Below are 20,753 nucleotides of genomic sequence, written 5' to 3'. Positions count from 1 at the left end.
ATTCAATGTTATATAAACTACACTTCTTGCGGCATATTTGGCGACAAATCCGCCTAGTAGCATCATTACCCTATTTTAGTTTGTTAGTTTGGATACTGCCTTTATTACTATTTACTTCTGGACACAATAGTCTGATGGCACATGATGAAGCGCTTTACGCATCGCGTGCACGTCTGATGTTTGATTCTGCTAATTGGATAACTCCTTGGGAAAGAGCACATCATAAAACCCCTGGCCCTTATTGGATAATTGCCAGTTTCTACGAGTTGTTTGGGATGAGTGATACTAGTGCACGTATTCCTAGTATGATTGCTGGCATTTTTAGCTTATGGCTTGTGTATGAAATCGGCAAAAGTATGCTATGCAAAAAATTAGGATGGCTAGCTGCTGCAATTTTAAGTGTGGAATTTCTCTGGCTGCAATACTCTCGCTTAAGTACACCTGATATACCAATGGTTCTCTTGGTACTTTTAGCTATTTTGTCTTTAATAAAAACGGAATTAAATCCTAAATATCGCAATTTTTGGAGTTTTATAGCTGGTTTAAGTTTAGGTTTAGGCTTCTTGGTCAGAAGCTTTATGATTTTTTTGCCAATTGTAGCTCTATTCCCTTATTTAATTTGGGAACATCGCCGTCATCGTCATCTTACTAACCCAATTTTATATTTAGGCTTTTTCGTAGGTTTAATACCTACCTGTGTTTGGCTGTGGTTAAGCTGGCTGCACTACGGGAATCAGAGTTTTGCAGAGTTGCTTAACTTTGTTGTGAATCAGGGTTCTAAAAATAATTCTCAAAACGATCGGCTGTTTTATTTATGGAATCTTCCTTTAAAAGCATTTCCTTGGACTTTTTTCGGACTTTTAGGTTTGTTTTTGATTGTCCGTCGTCCGATTCCTCGTTACCAGTTAATATTAGTTGGCTTTCCACTTGTCTTATTTGTAGAACTTAGTCTTTTTAGCACTCGTTTCTCTCACTATAGTCTTTGCCTTTATCCGTTCATAGCTTTGTTTGCATCTGTGGGTTTAAACTGGCTAGGCAATATTTACCAAATAGGAATTACTCCAAAATTACCTCTTGAAAAAGGTAAAATTAAGGTATTAAACCTTTTTGCAAAGAAGAATCTTCCCCGAAATCTCAGTTATAGCTTTGGTGGGTTAGGTGTTTTACTTGTGATAGCGAGTATTGGCGTTCTTAGTTGGGGTGGTTCTGATATCCGCAAGTATGCAAGTATTGGCTTGGCTATGGGCTTGGGTTGGTTAATTTTACCTATGGTGTGGATTGGTCGTTACCACTTTGACAAAAAGTTTCTCACAGCGCGTTATTGGATTGCAGGTTGGTTAATTCCCTGTTGGCTGGCTTTGGCGGCGATGGGTAGCATCGGTCTGTTAAGTGACTATAATCCTGTTTTGAAAACTTTTTTACAACAAAGTGCGATCGCCTCAATTCTCCAATCTCATCCTACCTACTATGTACAAATAGACCAGAAAACCCAAGTACTGATTGATTTCTATCTTCCTATTCATGCCCAAGAAGTAGCCTCTATTTCCCAAATACCACCTTTAAGTTATGCTTGGATCTATACTGACCAGTCGCCTAAATTATCTCGACCTCACCGTATTATCGGTACAGTCCAACAGTACCAGTTGATTCAATTTCTTTCCTAAGACAGATACAAAGCAAGTATTGCTAAAAAATATTAATTTAGTTACAATAGTACGTATACTAAGTATTTTGCTAAATGGTTTCTACATCTAATCACTCCTCAGCTTTAGATTCGTGGCAGCAAAATCTGGCACCATACAATTTGGGCTACAGAATCAAATTAGTCTCACAACTGCTCAGTCGCAAGTTTACTGAAAGGCTAGAACCGTTTGGACTGACTCCATTTCACTGGTTGGTGTTGTGCTGTTTGTGGCAAGAAGATGGTTTACCCACTTCTAGTATTGGGGACAAACTCAAACAAGTGGGGGGGACTTTAACAGGCGTACTCGATCGGATGGAAGAACGCGGCTTGGTGCGTCGAGAACGCGACATCCACGATCGCCGCATCTGGCGGATCTGGTTAACGGATGCAGGTAAGGAACTAGAAACGATCTTACCGCCAATAGCCGCAGCCGTGCGTGATGAAGCGATGGACGGTATTTCCTTTGCTGACCGAGAACTGTTTTCCCAAATTTTGAATCGGGCGATCGCTAACCTCTCCTAAAGATGATCCCATAATCACCCGACCGGGGGAAGTGATGTAAAGATTTGTTTTGAGATAATAATACGCATACTAAGGAAATAAGATTTTTTTTCAGAAAATACTACGCATTCTAAATAAACGACTATCAATCAAATAATTGAACGAACAAACGAGGTAACAATCATGGGTACTAATACTTTTAATGGACGCAACAGACACAAAACCCCAGTTTTAGAAAAACAATTGATTCCTGATTCCGAGACTTTAGAAGCTGTGACCACAGAAACATCCGCAACAGCAGAAGCACCTGTTGTAACTCCTGAGATAGAGAAAGAAAAAGAAGTTCCATCGAAGCGGAAAAAACCGACTGGTTTAATTTTGGCAGGATTAGGTGTGGGTGCGATCGTCGCAGGCACCTTTGGTTATAACTACTGGCAATACGCCTCTACCCACCAAGAAACAGACAACGCCACCGTTGCAGGAAACATTCACCAAGTTAGTAGCCGCATTCCCGGAACTGTAAGTGAGGTACTTGTGAATGATAACCAACTGGTGCAACCGGGACAATTGTTAGTGAAGTTAGATCCACGGGACTATCAAAGTAAGGTACAACAGGCACAAGCAGCGCTAGAAAATGCTCGTGGACAGGCACAAGCCGCCCAAGCAAATATTGCTTTAAGTTCACAAACCACCAGTGGTAAGACAACTCAAGCGCAGGGTGATGTTAGCGGTGCAGTAGCAGCAATTTCCACAGCCCAAGCAGCAGTACAAGAAGCCCAAGCTGGGATACCAGCCGCGCAAGCTGAAGTCAGACTAGCCGAAGCGGGAATTCCCGCCGCCCAAGCGCAGGTAGCGCAAGCAAATGCAAATTTGGAAAGAGCACAAGCAGATTACAATCGCTACAACGAATTGTATCAATCAGGGGCGATCGCTCGTCAGCAATTAGACACAGCCAAAGCCGCTTATAACGTGGCTACGGCACAAAAAAACGCTGCTGTTCAGGGAGTAGAACAAGCCCAAGCCAAGTTAGCCTCTGCGAGAGTTGGTGTCGCCAAAGCCCAGTCTCAATTAGCACAGGCGCAAGAAAATGTCACCAACGCCCAAGCTAAATTGGCAGCATCTAAGGGAGGATTGCAACAAGCTACCGCAGGCGGACAAGATACAACAGTAAAACGTAGTCAATACGAAGCGGCAAAAGCGGCGATCGCCCAATCAGAAGCATCGCTCAAAGACGCACAATTGCAACTATCTTATGCCAATATTACCGCCCCCAGTGCCGGACGCGTAGGTAGGAAAAATGTCGAAGTTGGTAACCGAGTCCAATCGGGAACACCATTAATGGCGATCGTGGATAACGAATATTGGGTAATTGCGAACTTCAAAGAAACTCAATTAGAAAAGATGCGACCAGGAGAGCCAGTAGAAATCAAGCTGGATGCTTTCCCTCATCACGCTTTTATTGGTCGTGTTGACAGTATTTCGCCAGCTTCCGGCGCTCAGTTTGCCTTATTGCCACCGGATAACGCTACAGGTAACTTTACCAAAGTTGTCCAACGCATCCCAGTAAAAGTAGTTTTTGACCAAAAGAGCATTCAAGGGTACGAATCGCGGATTACTCCAGGGATGTCTGCGGAAGTTGCGGTGGAAGTCAAGTAATACCAAATTGGCTTAAAACAGATGAAAAACCTCTTTCTGCCTCTGACATTCTCCTACATCTAAAGAGAGGCGTATAGAGATGAGGTGAGATGATATCTATGAAAGCAGATTGGTATAAAGCAAGCCTGACATGAAAAAACCGCTACTACCTGCTTTAAGGTCAAGAAACTACCAGTTGTTTTTTGCTGGGCAAGGTATTTCCCTAATTGGGACGTGGATGACGCAACTTGCCACGATTTGGCTAGTTTATGACTTGACAAACTCCCCATTAATGCTAGGAATTGTGGGATTTTCGAGTCAAATTCCTAGCTTTTTTTTAGCTCCCTTTGGCGGAGTGTTTGTAGATCGCTTTTCTCGCTATCGTACCTTAATTGGTACGCAAGTCTTGGCGATGATTCAATCGTTAACATTAGCGGTACTGGCGCTAACTGGTGTGATTCAGGTATGGCACATCATCGCCTTGAGTTTGTTCCAAGGATTTATTAACGCCTTAGATGCGCCAGCCCGCCAAGCATTTGTGCCAGAACTGGTTGAACGCAGAGAAGATTTAGCCAATGCGATCGCCATCAACTCCACTATGATCAACGGTGCGCGATTAATTGGCCCTGCGATCGGAGGTTTACTAATTGCCAGGGTTGGAACTGCCTATTGTTTTTTAATTGATGGTTTAAGCTACATTGCTGTAATTGCCGCTTTATTGGCGATGAAAATTAAACCTTGGAAAAATGTGGTAACTGACGGGAATCCCTTACAAAAAGTCAAAGAGGGATTTGTATATGCGTTTAGTTTTCCACCCATTCGAGCCATCTTACTGCTATCAGCTTTAGTCAGCCTCATGGGGTTGCAAAACACTATTCTCGTACCAGTTATTGCAGAACAAGTTCTCAAAGGTGGTGCAGAAAGTTTAGGTTTTTTGATGGCGGCTTCTGGAGTTGGAGCCTTAACTGGTGGGATTTATCTAGCTACGCGTCAAACAATCTTAGGAATTGGTAAATTGATTGCTTTAGCTCCAGCAATTTTAGGAATTGGTTTAATTGCCTTTTCTTTGTCTCGATTTTTACCATTCTCTTTATTTACAATGTTATTTGTTGGCTTAGGTACAATTCTGCAAATTGCTGCTAGCAACACATTTTTACAAACAATTGTTGAGGATGACAAACGTGGGCGGTTGATGAGCTTATATACAATGTCATTTTTGGGGATGATTCCCGTGGGTAATTTATTAGGAGGTATATTAGCCAGTCGGATTGGTGCACCTAACACTTTAATTATTGATGGTATAGTTTGTATTTTAGGTTCTATCATTTTTAGCAGACAGTTGCCTGCTTTAAGGAAAATAATGCTGCCAATTTATGAAAAAAAGGGCATTTTAATGAATAATAAAGCTTAGGATAAAAACGCAAATAGATGATATAGAATTTACTAGATAATAATTCCTAATCTAGGAATCAGAATTAATAAACTGTTGATTCGTCGCCAGTCGCACAAAATTAATTCTGACTGCTGACTCCTGAATTCTGTTGGATAATATTTTGAAAACTGGAACAACACTATGGCTAATACAGGTGTAATTTATCAGCAAGCACCACCAGAGCGTGTACCGCTAAAAACCTGGATTGGTGTATTAGCCAGTATGCTTGGTGCATTTATGGCGGTATTGGATATTCAAATAACTAATGCTTCACTGCAAGATATTCAAGCAAGTTTAGGAGCAACTCTAGAAGAAGGTTCTTGGATTTCTACGGCGTATCTCGTAGCAGAAATTGTGGTAATTCCTTTAACAGGATGGTTATCACGGGTGTTTTCCCTGCGACGTTATTTATTAGTAAATACTGCACTATTTATTTTCTTTTCTATATGCTGTGCTTGGTCGTGGAATCTCAATTCCATGATTTTATTTCGCGCCTTACAAGGTTTGAGCGGAGGAGTATTAATTCCCACTGCTATGACAGTTGTATTAACGACTTTACCCCAATCTAAGCAATCAGTTGGATTGGCTGCTTTTGGGTTTAGCGCAGTTTTTGCACCTTCAATTGGCCCAACATTGGGAGGTTGGTTAACAGAAAACTTTGGTTGGGAATACAACTTTTATATAAATGTAATTCCAGGAGCATTAATGCTAGCTGGTGTTTGGTATGGAATTAAGCAAGAAAAACCCCAAATTAATTTACTGAAACAGGGTGACTGGTGGGGAATTATTGCAATGGCTATTGGGTTAGGTTCCCTGCAAGTTGTTTTAGAAGAAGGTAGTCGTAAAGATTGGTTTAGTTCAGCGTTGATTGTGCGCTTAAGTGTGATTGCGGCAATTTTTTTGGCAGTCTTTTTCTATATTGAATTAACCCGTAAGCAACCATTTATTAATTTACGGCTTTTATTTAGGCGGAACTTTGGTTTAGCGAGTATTGTCAATGTGTCGCTGGGAGTAGGATTGTATGGTTCAATTTATATTTTACCGCTGTATCTGGCCCAAATTCAAAGATACAATGCACTGCAAATTGGTGAAGTGTTGATTTGGGCTGGTATTCCCCAACTATTTATTATTCCCCTCATACCCAAATTGATGCAACGCATTGATGTGCGGTTAATGGTGGCTGTTGGCGTAGCTTTGTTTTCCATTAGTGCATTTATGAACTCTGGAATGACTAATGAAACAGGATTAGATCAGTTACGCTGGTCGCAATTTGTGCGTGCGATGGGACAACCCTTAATTATGGTGCCACTGACTTCTATTGCTACTGCTGGATTGAGTCCAAAAGAAGCAGGTTCAGCAAGTGGTTTATTTAATATGATGCGGAATATGGGTGGTTCTATCGGAATTGCTTCTTTAGCAACTTTATTAGCAAATAGAGAACAATTTCACTCGAATAGATTAGGTGATGGAGTATCTTTATATAACGCAGAAACTCAACAGCGAATTGACCAGATGACACAGTATTTTATCAGTCGAGGAGCAGATTTGAGTACAGCACAAAATCAAGCGATCGCATCCATATCTAATATCGTCCGTCGTGAAGCGTTTGTGATGGCTTTTAACGATTGCTTCTACTTTATTGGTATTGCTTTATTAATCAGCGGCATTGCCATTTTATTCTTCAAAAAGGTGAAGCCAACTGGTGGCACTGTCGCTCATTAGATTTGTTCTATGGGTTAAAATGTTTGATAAAACTCTAAGTTACTAAAATGGTCATTAGCCAAAGTGAGTACTATATCTCCAGAAGAATATCTAGAAGGCGAGAAAGTAAGTGAAATCAAACACGAGTATGAGGAAGTACCCGCCAAAGACTGGGAGAGAACTTCCAATTATATTACTTTACAAAAGAGGTAAAGTAATATCGAGATTCCCTCGTGGTATACCTACTGTATTTTCTGAAATCGAGTTCAAAGACTATAAAGATGCTTTAACTCAACTTGAGAGCGTTTTAAAACAGTGGAGACAACAGCACAAATAAAAATCCTTATCAGCACCATTCTCCTCCACTTAAATACTAGCAGTGGCAACTCACCTTTTGAGTCACTTATCAATTGGAAATGGATTATTTAAGGTCGATAACTCCGGCGGATTTCTGTAATTTGATCTGCTACATCCAAGAGAGATTTTGGCATCTCTGGTCCTGTGAGAATGATATCGACGTGGGGAGGGCGTTTTGCCAGAAACGCTAAAACTTCCGTTTCAGGAATTAAACCAAAGTTAATCGCTAAACTTAACTCATCTAACACCACGAGAGAATACTTACTCTCACACACTACCTGCTGTGTATACTGCCACAATTTTTGTAAAGCTTGGTTTTCCGTATCATCTAAATGTGGTGTATCGATACAACGAGGCAAATCACAACGAATCCAATCTAAATTTTGCCCTAATTGTATAGGTCGATCCTGTCCTTGACGAATACCCCCTTTGAGGAACTGCACTATTAATACTGGCGTTCCTTGTCCAGCTATTCTCAGTGCTTGAGCCATAACGCTCGTAAAAAAGTTACGATGGGAGCTAGTGAAAACTTGCACTAGTCCTTCAACTGGATATGGTAAGGTTAGGGTTGAATTTATACTTGGAGTTTCTAACTGGGCAACCATAGGTTAAAGTTCAAAAAATTACAATAAATTAAAGGTTTGTGCTGGCGGTACTTATTACAAATCTGCCTGTATAATCAATCTGTTTTTCACAGGTGTGGTGGATTTGGCAAATTGCATTCTTAGTCAAACACTACGTTTGTGCTGAAGTCAAGAGTTATTTTCGTTTTTTCTCTGAAAGTAGTTGTAAAAATGAGAACACATGAGTTAGAGTTCCAATTATTTAAAAAAGCTGGGTATAACGGCTGAAAATCGCTAAATGTTAGATTTATCGGTTGTTTGGGCAAAACAGACTTAGCAAGTAGTGGATTTGACAAGATGAGGAGTTAATTGTTGTGAGATTGGTGATTCTGGGAGGTTCAGGATCGGGTAAAAGCACTCAAGCACAAAGGCTTTGCAGATACTTTGATATTCCTTTGATTTCTACAGGAGAGATTTTACGGGAAGCGATATCTGGCGATAAGCTCCTCCCGGAGTTCCAATGGTCGGAAGCCGACCCCCGGACTTCTCTTTCGGTTTACGCTAGCCTGAGTGAACTAGGTTACCACGCACGGCCATACGTGGAAAAAGGGGAGTTGGTTCCGGATGAAATGATCATTGAATTGATCCAAATTCGTCTCAGACAACCAGATATTAACTGCGATTGGGTCTTAGAGGGCTATCCTCGTACTGCCTTCCAAGCTGAAGAATTAGATTTTTTATTGGATAATTTAGGGCAAAAGCTAGATTGGGCAATTTATCTCCAAGTTCCGGAAGCAGTCATGGTTAGCCGATCCTTGGGGCGATCGCTACCAGATGACCAACCAGAAATCGTGCAACGCCGTGTAGAATTATTTTACGATCGCACCATTCCTATCCTAGAATATTACGACCGTCGTCGCTGCTTGTTGACCATCAACGGCGACCAGTCACCAGAGATGGTGCTGCAAAATATTTTGACTCTGCTTTCGGTTCCTTAGAAAAGAAGCAGGGGACAAGGGGACAAGGGGACAGGGGGAGATGAGGGAGTAAGTGAGTAAGAGAGAAGAATTAATAACTAATGACAAATGACTAATGACAAATGACAAATGCCCCAAAAATGATGATTTGCAACACTAAGGTAACCTTAAGGCAGTATTCCATATAAAATCTTGAGGCAACTCCAATGGCTTGGCAGCGTCCTGACGGCCGTCTTCCCTACGAACTACGTCCGATCAGCTTTCACCCCAGTTTCACCCGCTTTGCCCCCGGTTCTGTTCTCGCAAGATGCGGTGATACTCAAGTACTTTGTACTGTTAGCGTTAATAAGGGAGTTCCGAAGTTTCTCGAAGGAAGCGGTAAAGGCTGGTTAACTGCTGAGTACCGGATGCTACCATCTGCTACGCAAAAACGGCAAGAAAGGGAATTATTGAAATTATCAGGAAGGACGCAAGAAATTCAACGTCTTATTGGACGTAGCTTACGCGCAGCAGTGGATTTTGAGGCACTGGGAGAACGTACGCTGACTGTGGATACCGATGTGTTGCAAGCAGACGCTGGAACTCGGACAACAGCTATTACAGGCTCGTTTGTGGCGTTGGGTCATGCAATTTCTAAATTGTTGCAAGAGGGCGTGTTGGAGCGATCGCCTTTGTGTGGACAGGTAGCCGCAGTTTCCGTAGGATTGCTGGAGGGAGAGCCATTTTTGGATCTGAATTATATCGAAGATGTGGCTGCGACAGTAGATTTTAACGTGGTGATGAATCAACACCTGGGAATCATTGAAGTCCAGGGAACAGCCGAAGAAGGCAGCTTTAGCCGGACTCAGTTAAATCAGCTGCTAGATGTCGCCCAAAAAGGAATTCAGGAATTGTTAATTGCCCAACGTGAAGCGATCGCTGACTGGGAAGCGTTGTTTGTGATTAATTAGTTTTATTAATTTTTAATAAGAATTAATAAATGTATCCTTTGTGGTCTTAATCAACAAAGTATCAAGTAACTGGATGTAAATAAAAATAATCATCAGAGTGCATAGTAGTTAGTACAACTGACTACTGACAACTTAGCATTCAAGGTGATAAGGAGCGTTTACGTTTTTCCAACCTACCTAATCCACGATGTTAAATGTTTCAAAAGTTAAAAAGGGGGACTGTAATAAGTTCGGTATTGTATTGCTGGAAGCCAGCAATATGATGATGAAGCCATGAACAAAACCGTTGAAGTTCTACCGGATCAGCCAGCGCTGGTTGCACGAGCGCTAGAATTAATTCTGTCTAAGTTAGAAACTGCCATTGAGCAGCGGGGACGGTTTACCATTGCCTTATCTGGCGGCAGTACACCTAAACCGTTATACGAAGCGATTGCTACTCAAAAACTGCCTTGGGATAAAATTCATATATTCTGGGGGGATGAGCGTTACGTACCACCAGATCATCCCGATAGTAATGAACTGATGACGCGTCGTGCCTGGCTAGATCGTGTTGACATTCCAGCAGCTAACATTCACCCTGTACCAACTTTAGAAGCCAATCCAGAACTCGCGGCTGCTAAGTATGAACAACATCTCAAAGAATTCTTCGATTCTTCTGGGGTCGAGTTTCCCGCGTTGGATGTAGTATTACTAGGAATGGGTGATGATGCACATACTGCATCTTTGTTTCCCCACACAGAGGCTCTCAAAGTACGCGATCGCTTAGTTACTGTGGGTAACAAAGACGGAAACCCCAGGATAAGTTTCACATACCCCTTCATCAACTCTGCTCGCAGCGTGATTTTTTTGGTTGCTGGTGCTAATAAACGACCAGCTTTAGCGCAAGTCTTTGCACCCGTAGCCGATGACTTCACTTACCCATCCCGCTTAATTCAGCCCCAAGGAGAGCTTTGGTGGCTGCTGGATGCGGCAGCAGGTTTAGAACTTCAACATTGAAGAAGGGGGCATGGGGTACAAGAGGCAGAGAGGCGGAGGGGCAGAGGGGAAAACTTACTGCAACTTTTCCTTTGCTCCCTTGCTCCCCTGCTCCCCTGCTTCCCTTCCCCGCGTCAGAGCGTTAGCAGTAATTGCTAGAATCTAAAGCTAGGGCCGCCCTCTGCTTGCCAGTCCTACCTATATTTATGATGATCTTGAACAAAGGCTAAATATCGATGATCGTCTGCCCTAATTGCAATCATCCCAACCCTGATGGCGCTGTCCAGTGTGAAGCTTGCTATACACCGTTACCTGCAACTACTAACTGTCCCAGTTGTGGGGCAACTGTGCAGGCAGATGCTGCATTCTGCGGTCAGTGTGGCTATAACCTTCACTCCGCAGGAGTTCCACACGTTCATCCTGCAACAGTAGCTGCAACAGTTACTCCCGATGTTCCTGTGGAAGTACCGCCGTTAGTTCCACCCGATCCACTGTTAGAACTTTTACAACCAGATGCCTTGGGAATGGGCAAATCTACTAACTCCCATCCTCCCAGTTCATCTTTACCACCAACAGAGGTGGCAGTTCCCCCAGAACCAGCGCCACAGTTATCTGTTACCGAAAGCAGTCCCCCAGAACCAGCGCCACCCGTCGCAGTTCAACCTGTAGTCTCTATACAAAGTATTCCTACTCCACCACCGGTGGAACCAGCGCCAGCCTCTGAAGCCGAAGTACCCCCGCCAGCAGCACCAGCACCAACTGCAACTGCTGCCAGAACGCAGTTGCAGCAGGTTACAGCGAGGTTAATCCACGTTCAAACTGATCGGTTAATTGAATTGCCGCAAAATCTTTCTGTGATTCATATCGGCAAGCCCAATGACCGGATTCCCCCAGATATAGACGTTTCAGGATTCCCCAATTCAGAAGTTGTCTCGCGAATTCATGCAGATATTCGCGTCGAGGGTGATGCTCATTATGTAGAGGATGTGGGAAGTTCTAATGGCACTTACATTAATAACTTGCCACTTTTACCAGGAAACCGTCATCGCTTACGACCAGGCGATCGCATCAGTTTGGGTAAAGGAGACTTGATGACATTCCTCTTTCAACTTGCTTAACTGATTCTCTATTAATTGTGACATCAGTCTAGGCATTTTCTGCCCATCCTCCGGCATCCCTTTTGGAGGAAAAACAAATGCACCGCATCACACAAGCGACGGATAACTATGTTGTTCTTGATAATGCCATAGTTGACAGCCGTCGCTTCGATGTGCGAATTGTTGCATTATCCAGCAACCCCACTACCTCAATAATTACACTAGTATAGATAAAAATAAACTGCCAATTTTGGATTGTGGATTGAAGCGATAATCTAAAATCCGAAATCGAATGTCCCCTGATTAATTTGGGGAATTAATCTAAAATCTAAAATCTAAAATTGAGTGATCTATGAGGCAACCAAGCAAAAATTTTGAAACCTTGCTTACCAAAGAAGCCCCGCCAGTTGTTGAACGCATGGGGCTAACCTGGCTAGTTGCGGCAGCGATCGCAACTGCTTTATTGTGGCAAGTACCAGGAGGAGATTATATTTTATACCCATTTACCATCCTGGCAACTTGGTTTCATGAAATGGGTCACGGCTTAATGGCACTGCTATTAGGGGGACAATTTCAGAAATTAGAGATTTTTAGCAATGGTTCCGGTGTCGCAACTTATGGCATCCGGTCGTCATTGGGGCCAATTGGCCCGGCAATGGTCGCAGCAGCAGGCCCAATGGGACCACCTCTTGCCGGTGCAGCTTTGATTTTGGCTTCCCGCAGTTTTACAGCAGCATCCCTGAGTTTGAAAATTTTAGGTAGTTTTTTGCTGTTTTCCACATTAATTTGGGTACGTTCCTGGTTTGGATTGGTGGCAATTCCCTTGCTTGGTTTAATAATTTTGGGTATTGCCCTGAAAGCACCTCGTTGGTCACAAGGATTTGCCATTCAATTTCTGGGTGTACAAGCTTGTGTAAGTACGTACCATCAACTTGATTATCTATTTAGTAGCTCTGCTGGCCGGCTTGGACTCTCTGATACAGCCCAAATGCAACGGTATTTACTTTTACCTTACTGGTTTTGGGGCGGGTTAATGGCGATCGCATCTCTGGTGATTTTAATCCAAAGTCTCCGCGTTGCCTATCGTGCGGAGTAAACGTGACGAAGTATCATGTTACAAATTTGCTTTCGACAGTTTTTCAATTTGCCTAGTAAAGTATGCTTCCTCATGTTTGAGTTGTTGCGCTAGTTCTAACCCTTTTTGAAAGGCTGTTAGTGCTTGAGGAAACTCTTTGCGTTCTAGATACAATTGCCCAATTTGGTCATAAGCTTGCATCATTCCGTAAAAGTTTGCGGCTTGCGCCTGTGTCTGCACAAGAATTTGGCTAGCCTGTAAAGCCTCGTCTGTTTGTCCTTGAGAACGGTACAAGGCAATTAACTTCTGCAAAGCTTCACCAGCACGAACGAATTCCTGTAATTGCCAAGCAGTGGTATAAGCTTCTTGATAATTTTTAAAAGCTTCTAGCAATAAGTTAGGATCTTTCTTGGCTAGAGATTCGTAATCTGAAGCGATCGCTAGCTTTAATTCCGGTATTTCTGTAAGATTATTTTCATTGACGTAAACTTCTACTAGTTTATTAAGTGTATTTAATGACTGCTGTGGTTGTTGGCTCTGCTCGTAAATATAAGCTAGTCGTCGCAGATATGTTACCTCGTTTACGCGTTCCCCTTGGGAAGTAGCTAGAGTCAATAACTCTTCATAGATTGGTGCAGCTTTGGGATAATCAAACCAACTCAAATGCAGTTCTCCAATCGTCTTGAGGGTTTCGACTAGTTCGGTTGGATTTTTTTGCTGTCGTACTACTAGCAAAACTTGGTCGTAAGCTTCTATAGCTAGTTTAGGCGATCGCACATTTTGGTAAGCTTGACCTAGCGATCGCCACAATTCTAAATCAATTTGGGCAGTTATTTTCTGGGATTGTGTTTCCTTTTGAATTGCTTGCAATCGCTCAGTAATATATTGTACTTCTTGTGCGTCGTTTTGATTCCAAGCGATTTCGCCGACTCGTGATAATGCTTGCACCTCTGCTAATGAACCGAAAAAGCGCCGCAAGCGCAGTTCCCGATTCCAAATTTCAAATGCCGCCACCTTATCCCCTGCTTGCAGTTTCGCCGCCGCTTCTTGGTTTAACGCATCCAGCGCTGGTTCTAACCTTTGCCGTTCTTGGAGAGTTAACGGCTGTTTGTCTTTGGGCGATCGTGGTAGCAGTGGATCGGGTGTGATAATTTCTAGAGGACTGGGAGGAAATTTATCTGGTGGTTTAGGCTTTTTACTCTGTGCCAGCGTCAAGGAACTGCTAAAGAATATACTGGCAGTAACGATTATAATTAAGCGCCTTAACATGGGTACTTTACTTTGCCTTGAGTTAGTTGCATAAGGAGGTAATTGGTAATTATCCCCATGCCCTATTATTCACATATCTTCAAAAAAGACTAAAGCATCCTGATTTTCCGAGTTTGGAAATTGGATCTGCGATCGTTTTGGACATCCATCATAATATTTATCCAAAAAATTGCGATCGCAGGCAGGATTTTTGAGTCAGGGGAGTGTCAAAATAATCCTAGACAATTTTTAAGCAACTAGTTGATCGTTTTGTAATGACTCATTCTACCGATATCGCCACCTTAGCCCGCTGGATGGCAGCTGACTTTAGCAATCAAGAACAAGCTTTTGAAAATCCGCCTTTTTATGCCCATATCCGCGTGTGTATCCGTCCCCTTCCCTTAGAATTGTTCTCAGGGGTAAGTTTGTTTCTCGAACAAGCTTATGATTTTATGCTCAATCAACCCTACCGAATGCGGGTAATGAAGTTAATTCCGGCAGAAAACCACATTGCGATTGAACACTACACCGTTAAAGAAGAAGAGAAATTTTACGGTGCATCTCGTGAACCCGAACGCCTCAAAGAGTTGTCTCTTGACCAATTGGAAAAAATGCCAGGTTGCAACATGGTTGTAGAGTGGACAGGTAAGAGCTTCAAAGGCAGAGTTGAACCTGGTAAAGGCTGCATAGTGGTTCGTGACGGCAAAAATACTTATCTAGATAACGAATTTGAGATTGACGCTAAAGAATTTTTCAGCCTCGACAGGGGAAGAGATTTAGACACCGATGAACGTCTCTGGGGTTCTATCGCTGGCCCATTTCACTTTCTCCGCTGGGGTAGTTTTGCCGAAGAAGTAAAGGTGTAACAAGTGAGGAGTGAGGAGTTACAAATCTCTTTAATCAGCTAAAATTTGTTTGTGCTGCGATCGACCTGCAATCGAAATTTTCTAGCGATCGCCTAAAGCCTACCAAAAACATCCAGTTAACATACTATCTCTACCTCAAAATCCTATGCTATTATGGTTTAACTAGCGCCCTATGACTACTAAATGGCTGCTAAGACACCTTAGCAACATTAAAGTAGTTCAGGGAATCTTGCTGTGGCGGCATAGCCAAGTGGTAAGGCAGAGGTCTGCAAAACCTCCACCCCCGGTTCAAATCCGGGTGCCGCCTTAAGGCTTTCAGCCTTTTAGGACTTCCAAAAACAAGACAAATGGCGATTTTGATATTCAAACTGATATTCAAATGGGGTAACTAGGCATCCTATAAGTTATCTGTTGAGCATCTGACTAAGTAGTAGCAACTGTAAGTTTTATAAAACCTCTATTTTTAACTAAGCATTCTTTGAGTTTTTGGTTTGTACCTTTTCCCCCTTGTTAGCACCAAACTAACTAGGGGTATTTTTATGTCCATTAGTAGCCCCCGGTGTGTCTATGGGTTACTGGCTAGCGCTGGCGATGATGCTTTATGGTTTCCTATTAGAGTCTTAGGATTCTCATTAGGCTGACAGAGGAGATTTCAGATTTCCAAGGGTATTATCAGCCAGCCTAAAATACCAAATCACCTCAAATAGGGTTAACCCTATGTACTAGAATTGCTTGCAACCCTCCCAGATGATGTTGAAGAAATTTCCAATGCGATCGCTCTCTGGTACGAAACCCGTCCGCAAATTTTAGATGCTATCCTCAATATGCCCATTGAGGATTTAGACAGTCTACGAGCTGCGGGCGGTCGTAATACACCCATCACTGGTGCAGAAAGTAAGGAAATGATTGAAAACTCGGTAACTCAAAGTAGAGACTCGAAAAAGTCAGATTCCTCATCGTCTTCAACGAAGAAAGAATGAAATGTTAGCCACTTAATGCGAGTTCATCTGTTTGTATTTGGATTATAACCACAAATAAAAGTAATTTTGAAAATACTATTGTACTTGATATTTGTGAAAAATGCACAATTACAATTACTACATTCGTCTCCATTCTCGCTCAATTTTTTCTAACTCTTTTAGTGCCCCTAAATTTAGATATATTTGGCAAGCTATATTATAATGAGCTTCTGCCATTTTTATATTGCCACATCGATATTTTAGCTTGGCTAATCGATAGTTAGTCAATGCAATATGTTTAACCATACATAGTTCCTGCATCTTAGCTAAAGCTTCTTCTAGAATTTTTTCTGCTGATTCAAAATTACCAATATAAAATTCAGCTTCCCCTAAATTTCCTGTAGTCTCAGTAATATTGATTTCAAGGTCAGGGAAACTAGGAGATTCTGCGTAAAATTGTAATTGCTTTTTATAGCTTTCTGCTTTTACACCCCAAGCCTGCCGATTGTAATCATCCAAAAATTGGTAAAAATCTTGCATTCTCCCCTGGTCATAATTTTCATGCTGTGATTGCATCCTTAACTGATAACTTTGTTCTTCTAAGTCCCAACTTTGACGTTCATTATCAATTAATTGCAATGAAAGAGTAGACATTTCTTCCAGATTCTCATAACCCTGCTCTCTAGCTATAGACAAAGCCATATTAAAGCATTTTTCTGCTAACTCCCAATTACCAAAATCAAAATATATTTCTCCTAATGAGTGTAGACATTCAGAGAGTTCAAAGCCACTTAGACACGGCAAAATTTTTTCATACAGTTCTTGCAATAAACGCCAGTATCCCCAACGCTTTAAATATTTTTTTGCATTGGAATTCAACAATTTATATACTTCAGAATAATCCCCTAAATAAAAATATAAGTATTGAGCTTCTAAAGATGGATATAATTCTTCGATACTTTTAGGAGTATCATATATATTTTTAGCTGCTTTATAATAGCAGTAAACTCTTTGCAAAAGAGCAGGTAAATTATTTATAAGCTCTTTTTGTAAAAATTCTTTAATAACACGATGTAACCCATAATAATGTTCACACTCTTGTTCGTCGTAATAAGATTCAACTAAACAATTATCAACTAATCGTGTTATAATTAACTCTGTTTTATCAATCTCTACATCACTCGTTTTATATTTTTTTTCTAGTTCACAAGGCTTTATTAAGCAGTCCTCCTTAATCCAATCATCTGTATATAAGCGTAAAAATGTTAGACCTTTAGTATTAATAGGTTCACGTAATATACATATACGTTGTAAAAGTTCCCTTCCCTCCTCACTTTGACGCTCAAATTGAACTTTCAAAAGTTTGGCAGCATTTTTTGTTACTAATTCTGGATGTTTGCGGAGATATCCAGGTTTACCTTTAGCAATAGCAGCTAACTGAGTAAGTAAAAATACATGTCCATCCACACTTTGTGCTATCCATTCTAAATCTTCGTCGCTGTCTGTAAGGTGACGTTGCTGCAAAATTTTAATGCCTGATTCAATTGATACACCTCCCAATGTTTCTAAATGCACTAACTCTGAATCTGGCTGGGAACCTTCATACCGCGAATCTGCCAAATTAGATGGTTTTTCTCTACAGGTTATAATGATTTGAGATTGGTGATTTTTATACGTTAAATCATTTAGCAAGACACCAAATTCTTCACAAGTAGCATATCCAGCTAAAGCATGGCTAGCTGGATGTAACATTATCTCTGGTGAAAGATTATCAAGATAAGGCTCCAAAAAGCGTCTCAATCTCCGAGCCTGTCGATTGCCATCATCTTTAAAATTTTCTTCTGCTGTACACTGCTGATTTAATCTGCGTTCTAGTTCCTCCCTATCTTCGGCATCTTCAATCACTGGCTTGGGCTGAGTCTGCACTGTTGGAACAGTAGCCGCAAGGCGGTCTAATTCGGCTATTCGCTGGGCAGATAAAAACTGTTCTGCCGCATTGCGAAAAGCTAAAATAATTTCACGGGTTCCTTCCCTTCCTCCTGCTGAAGTGCGCCAATGGGAGAGGCTACCTTTGAGTTGGTCGATGAGGGTGCGAGTTGCAAAAGGTTCGTTCTTGAAGTGCGATCGCACAACCTTAATAACTTGATCGCCCCACGCTTGAATTACCTCGGCTCCTCGATCTTCCCCTTTTTTGCCTCCAAGTCGGTCAACAGGAAGTCCTGAAAGGCTCATGCCTGCGATCGCATTATCACGTTTTTTGAGTTTCGACTCCTCCAAAGCCATAGAGGGAGAAATTATTCCATCACTGGGTGGCTCGTTATCACTTTCCCAAACAACTGTGAGGCGCTTATTTTTCTGGTCGCAATCCACTGTTAATCCTTCTGGCTTACCTCCATCGCTTTCTATTATTATTGGCAGTCCATCACCAGAAATATGCTCAACCCAAGGCTTAAGGTTGGCTGATAGTTCTAAGTTAAAAATTAGTAAAGTTTTACTACTATCATCAGATTTTAGTTTTGGTCTGCCTTGATAGCGTAAAGGTGGCAAAGATCCAAAACGCTCTTCTAAAATTCTTCCTTCTTCTGAGTTATAATGCTTCCAACTGGCAATCCAACTATTATTTTCTCTAACAGCTTTGTCAAGGGCTGCAATTGCTGCCGAATATATAGTACTAGCGGCTGTTTTGTCGCAGAACTCTAACGATTGGCGCATTAAATATATAGGGCGGCGATCAAGATTTTGCCCGCGATGTTTAACAATTCGTTTTGCTACCAGTTGTCGCTTATCATCAGTAAAAGTCAAATCAAGAGCGAGATCAGCCCCAACCACAGTAAATCCCCGTTCCAAGTCTGGATCGCTAGCACCGGAATTAACAAACCAATAGCCAAATTTATCAAGCAAAAACTCCCGTTCCAAACAGCGTTTCGCATCTTTAAACGTCTTTACTTTAGACCACTGGCGCATCACAACTGTCTCGATAAATTCGTCAGTCAGCGCCACTTGCAACTGTACGGGAATTTCAGCTTCTGGGAGAGTAAAAGCTTGTCCTTTAATTTCAACTTCCTGGGCTGCTGCTTTCATAATGCAACCAAGTATACTAACCTGCCCTGATTGCAATTCCCACATTAATACCTTGGCATCAGCAGAGTTTGACTCAACTTCGATTACCAAATCGGAATCATTACTGTTGGGAACTTCAAAGCCAAGAATACCTTCATCAATTCGTTGTAATTCAACTATTTTATCTTCCCAATCTGACTGTGCCGCACCTCTTTGCAGCAAAAAACGTCCGCTTACCTCTTTGCCAAATTTCAAGTCAAATAATTTCATCCTTGACCCCCCATGTGTGGGTAAGGATTACGCACCTTTGCTCTAATACCAGATGGAAAGAGAATTACCGTTTGATTGAATAGCCACACATAATCACCAGGAGGACAGGTATGTTTGTTTCCGGCAGCATCTTTAGTTGCCCAAGTATTTTGACTCAAATTTTTAATCCTAAAAATTGACTCATTATTACGATTCCGCTTTGCCCCAAATTGTCCGGCATCGCCAGTTGCTTCTGGGTCGCCATTCACCAAGCGGTTAGGAAGTATCCTCTGTTCTTTATCTAAAACTAGCCGATGGGGTTTTTTATTTCTGATCAATTCCTTGCGCTCGTCTTCGTCTAAGTTATCAATAGCTGGATCGACATCAAAGAAACCAAGTTCAATTGGGCGATCGCTTGTTTGTCTGCACCAGCCACAAACGAAGGGAGTACCTCGCATTTCTGGTAAATAGGTAGTAGCACCACATTTGGGGCAAAGTGCGGTTTGATCCGCAGCTTCCAACAAAGCAATTAGCCATTCTTCTGGCGATGGTCGCGCCCAAGGGTCTGCTACACCATTTTCAAAAGCTCGGCGGCTTAAGTCTCTGAGTTTCCTAGTTAACACGCGACCTAATGGTAAACCCACAGATGAGCGATTTTGTTCGTTGTCTCTGGAGTCTATAAAAGGCAGTTCTCCCCGGTAAGCCATTTCCTCTAATTCCGGCTCACCTTCGAGGACTTCATCTCCAAAAAAGGGATGATTTAGCACTAACAGATGAAAAATTGCCACCGCCAAAGACCAGCGATCGCACGTGTGATCAGGAAAACGAGACTCTTTCAAAATTTCTGGGGCAATAAACCCAGGACTACCCATAACTTCAGCAAACGATGTGCCCGGAACAATCAAATTGTCCGCATCGATAAGTTTGATAAAAGTTTGCTTGGAGTCTGATGATACTAGGACATTTTGCCAAGATAAATCCACGTAACAAAGACCATTGCGGTGGATTTGCTGTATGGTTCTGGCTAATTGAGCAGCAATCCTTAAGCGACGGCGCAATCCTCCTGTAGCAACGTGCCAATTAGTAGTAAGTATTTTGGGGTAAACTAATTCCACCAATGGAATGCTGTCATTAACCCGATCCATCACATAGCCCAAGTAAGGCTCATCCAAAACAGCACGAGGCAACACCAAGGCATCAACCTCTAAATTGCGGCGGATCAAAATACGCAGATGTTTATGAAAATCTGCTGAACTAGAGTCAGGCGGTTTGCGGACTTTTACAAGGATACTTTCATCCTCACTGGTATATATTGCTCCTTGCATTCCTTGATTTAGTTGTGCAACTAATTTATAGCGTCGTCCTTCTGTGTCTCGAACAACTGCACCTGGTTTTGGAAAAGAGAATTTAGGCACTTTGATCCT

General features: G+C 42.0%; 18 protein-coding genes and 1 tRNA gene. 15 read left to right on the top strand and 4 right to left on the bottom strand.

Going from position 1 to position 20,753, the window contains the following annotated elements; translation table 11 throughout:
• The first annotated feature begins 5 nt into the window (after positions 1-5).
• The 6 genes from RM347_RS22850 to RM347_RS22825 all read left to right on the top strand — a co-directional run bounded on the left by RM347_RS22850 (position 6) and on the right by RM347_RS22825 (position 7,166).
• A complete protein-coding gene (locus RM347_RS22850) occupies positions 6-1,664 on the top strand; it encodes a glycosyltransferase family 39 protein (protein WP_322720120.1) in 1,659 nt (552 codons plus the stop codon).
• Positions 1,665-1,738: 74 nt separating this feature from the next.
• Positions 1,739-2,206, top strand: coding sequence for a MarR family winged helix-turn-helix transcriptional regulator (locus RM347_RS22845; RefSeq protein WP_322720119.1), 468 nt, complete (start codon positions 1,739-1,741; stop codon positions 2,204-2,206).
• Between the two features lie 162 nt (positions 2,207-2,368).
• Complete coding sequence (locus tag RM347_RS22840; RefSeq protein ID WP_322720118.1) at positions 2,369-3,841, top strand: HlyD family secretion protein; 1,473 nt, start codon at positions 2,369-2,371, stop codon at positions 3,839-3,841.
• A gap of 130 nt (positions 3,842-3,971) precedes the next feature.
• Positions 3,972-5,231: an MFS transporter gene (locus RM347_RS22835; RefSeq protein WP_322720117.1), complete on the top strand. Its 1,260-nt coding sequence runs from the start codon at positions 3,972-3,974 to the stop codon at positions 5,229-5,231.
• Positions 5,232-5,393: 162 nt separating this feature from the next.
• Complete coding sequence (locus RM347_RS22830) at positions 5,394-6,974, top strand: DHA2 family efflux MFS transporter permease subunit (protein WP_322720116.1); 1,581 nt, start codon at positions 5,394-5,396, stop codon at positions 6,972-6,974.
• 63 nt (positions 6,975-7,037) lie between these two features.
• Positions 7,038-7,166: a hypothetical protein gene (locus RM347_RS22825; protein ID WP_322720115.1), complete on the top strand. Its 129-nt coding sequence runs from the start codon at positions 7,038-7,040 to the stop codon at positions 7,164-7,166.
• A gap of 212 nt (positions 7,167-7,378) precedes the next feature.
• Here the strand turns inward: RM347_RS22825 and RM347_RS22820 are convergent, their stop codons facing one another.
• Positions 7,379-7,915 carry a P-loop NTPase family protein gene (locus RM347_RS22820; RefSeq protein ID WP_322720114.1) on the bottom strand — a complete coding sequence of 179 codons (537 nt, stop codon included), beginning with the start codon at positions 7,913-7,915 and terminating at the stop codon, positions 7,379-7,381.
• Between the two features lie 332 nt (positions 7,916-8,247).
• Between RM347_RS22820 and RM347_RS22815 the strand changes: the two genes are divergently transcribed.
• The 6 genes from RM347_RS22815 to RM347_RS22790 all read left to right on the top strand — a co-directional run bounded on the left by RM347_RS22815 (position 8,248) and on the right by RM347_RS22790 (position 12,968).
• Positions 8,248-8,871 carry an adenylate kinase family protein gene (locus RM347_RS22815; RefSeq protein ID WP_322720113.1) on the top strand — a complete coding sequence of 208 codons (624 nt, stop codon included), beginning with the start codon at positions 8,248-8,250 and terminating at the stop codon, positions 8,869-8,871.
• 185 nt (positions 8,872-9,056) lie between these two features.
• Positions 9,057-9,800: a ribonuclease PH gene (gene rph, locus RM347_RS22810; protein WP_322720112.1), complete on the top strand. Its 744-nt coding sequence runs from the start codon at positions 9,057-9,059 to the stop codon at positions 9,798-9,800.
• A gap of 273 nt (positions 9,801-10,073) precedes the next feature.
• The gene (gene pgl / locus RM347_RS22805; protein ID WP_322720111.1) at positions 10,074-10,796 is read left to right on the top strand and encodes a 6-phosphogluconolactonase; all 723 of its coding nucleotides are present in this window, start codon (positions 10,074-10,076) and stop codon (positions 10,794-10,796) included.
• Between the two features lie 215 nt (positions 10,797-11,011).
• Entirely contained in the window at positions 11,012-11,893 is an 882-nt protein-coding gene (locus RM347_RS22800) for an FHA domain-containing protein (protein WP_322720110.1), read from the top strand.
• Between the two features lie 77 nt (positions 11,894-11,970).
• Positions 11,971-12,102, top strand: coding sequence for a hypothetical protein (locus RM347_RS22795; RefSeq protein WP_322720109.1), 132 nt, complete (start codon positions 11,971-11,973; stop codon positions 12,100-12,102).
• A 122-nt stretch (positions 12,103-12,224) separates the two neighbouring features.
• Positions 12,225-12,968, top strand: a complete 744-nt coding sequence (locus RM347_RS22790) for a M50 family metallopeptidase (RefSeq protein ID WP_322720108.1) — start codon at positions 12,225-12,227, stop codon at positions 12,966-12,968.
• Positions 12,969-12,986: 18 nt separating this feature from the next.
• Here the strand turns inward: RM347_RS22790 and RM347_RS22785 are convergent, their stop codons facing one another.
• The gene (locus tag RM347_RS22785) at positions 12,987-14,216 is read right to left on the bottom strand and encodes a tetratricopeptide repeat protein (protein WP_322720107.1); all 1,230 of its coding nucleotides are present in this window, start codon (positions 14,214-14,216) and stop codon (positions 12,987-12,989) included.
• Positions 14,217-14,470: 254 nt separating this feature from the next.
• Here RM347_RS22785 and RM347_RS22780 point away from each other — a divergent pair, with 254 nt between their 5' ends.
• The 3 genes from RM347_RS22780 (at position 14,471) to RM347_RS22770 (ending at position 16,041) form a co-directional block, all read left to right on the top strand.
• On the top strand, positions 14,471-15,061 hold the full coding sequence (locus RM347_RS22780) for a chromophore lyase CpcT/CpeT (RefSeq protein ID WP_322720106.1): 591 nt from the start codon (positions 14,471-14,473) through the stop codon (positions 15,059-15,061).
• A gap of 236 nt (positions 15,062-15,297) precedes the next feature.
• Positions 15,298-15,368, top strand: a tRNA-Cys gene (locus tag RM347_RS22775).
• A gap of 421 nt (positions 15,369-15,789) precedes the next feature.
• The gene (locus tag RM347_RS22770) at positions 15,790-16,041 is read left to right on the top strand and encodes a hypothetical protein (RefSeq protein ID WP_322720105.1); all 252 of its coding nucleotides are present in this window, start codon (positions 15,790-15,792) and stop codon (positions 16,039-16,041) included.
• 117 nt (positions 16,042-16,158) lie between these two features.
• Here the strand turns inward: RM347_RS22770 and RM347_RS22765 are convergent, their stop codons facing one another.
• Entirely contained in the window at positions 16,159-19,350 is a 3,192-nt protein-coding gene (locus RM347_RS22765) for a tetratricopeptide repeat protein (protein WP_322720104.1), read from the bottom strand.
• The gene (locus RM347_RS22760) at positions 19,347-20,744 is read right to left on the bottom strand and encodes a protein kinase domain-containing protein (RefSeq protein ID WP_322720103.1); all 1,398 of its coding nucleotides are present in this window, start codon (positions 20,742-20,744) and stop codon (positions 19,347-19,349) included. Before RM347_RS22760 ends, RM347_RS22765 begins: the two co-directional genes overlap by 4 nt.
• Positions 20,745-20,753: the final 9 nt, after the last annotated feature.

The organism is Nostoc sp. ChiQUE02 (assembly GCF_034531305.2).
Taxonomy (GTDB): domain Bacteria; phylum Cyanobacteriota; class Cyanobacteriia; order Cyanobacteriales; family Nostocaceae; genus Nostoc.
Note: the sequence above shows the minus strand (reverse complement) of the source record. Positions and strands in the feature narration are given on the sequence as shown.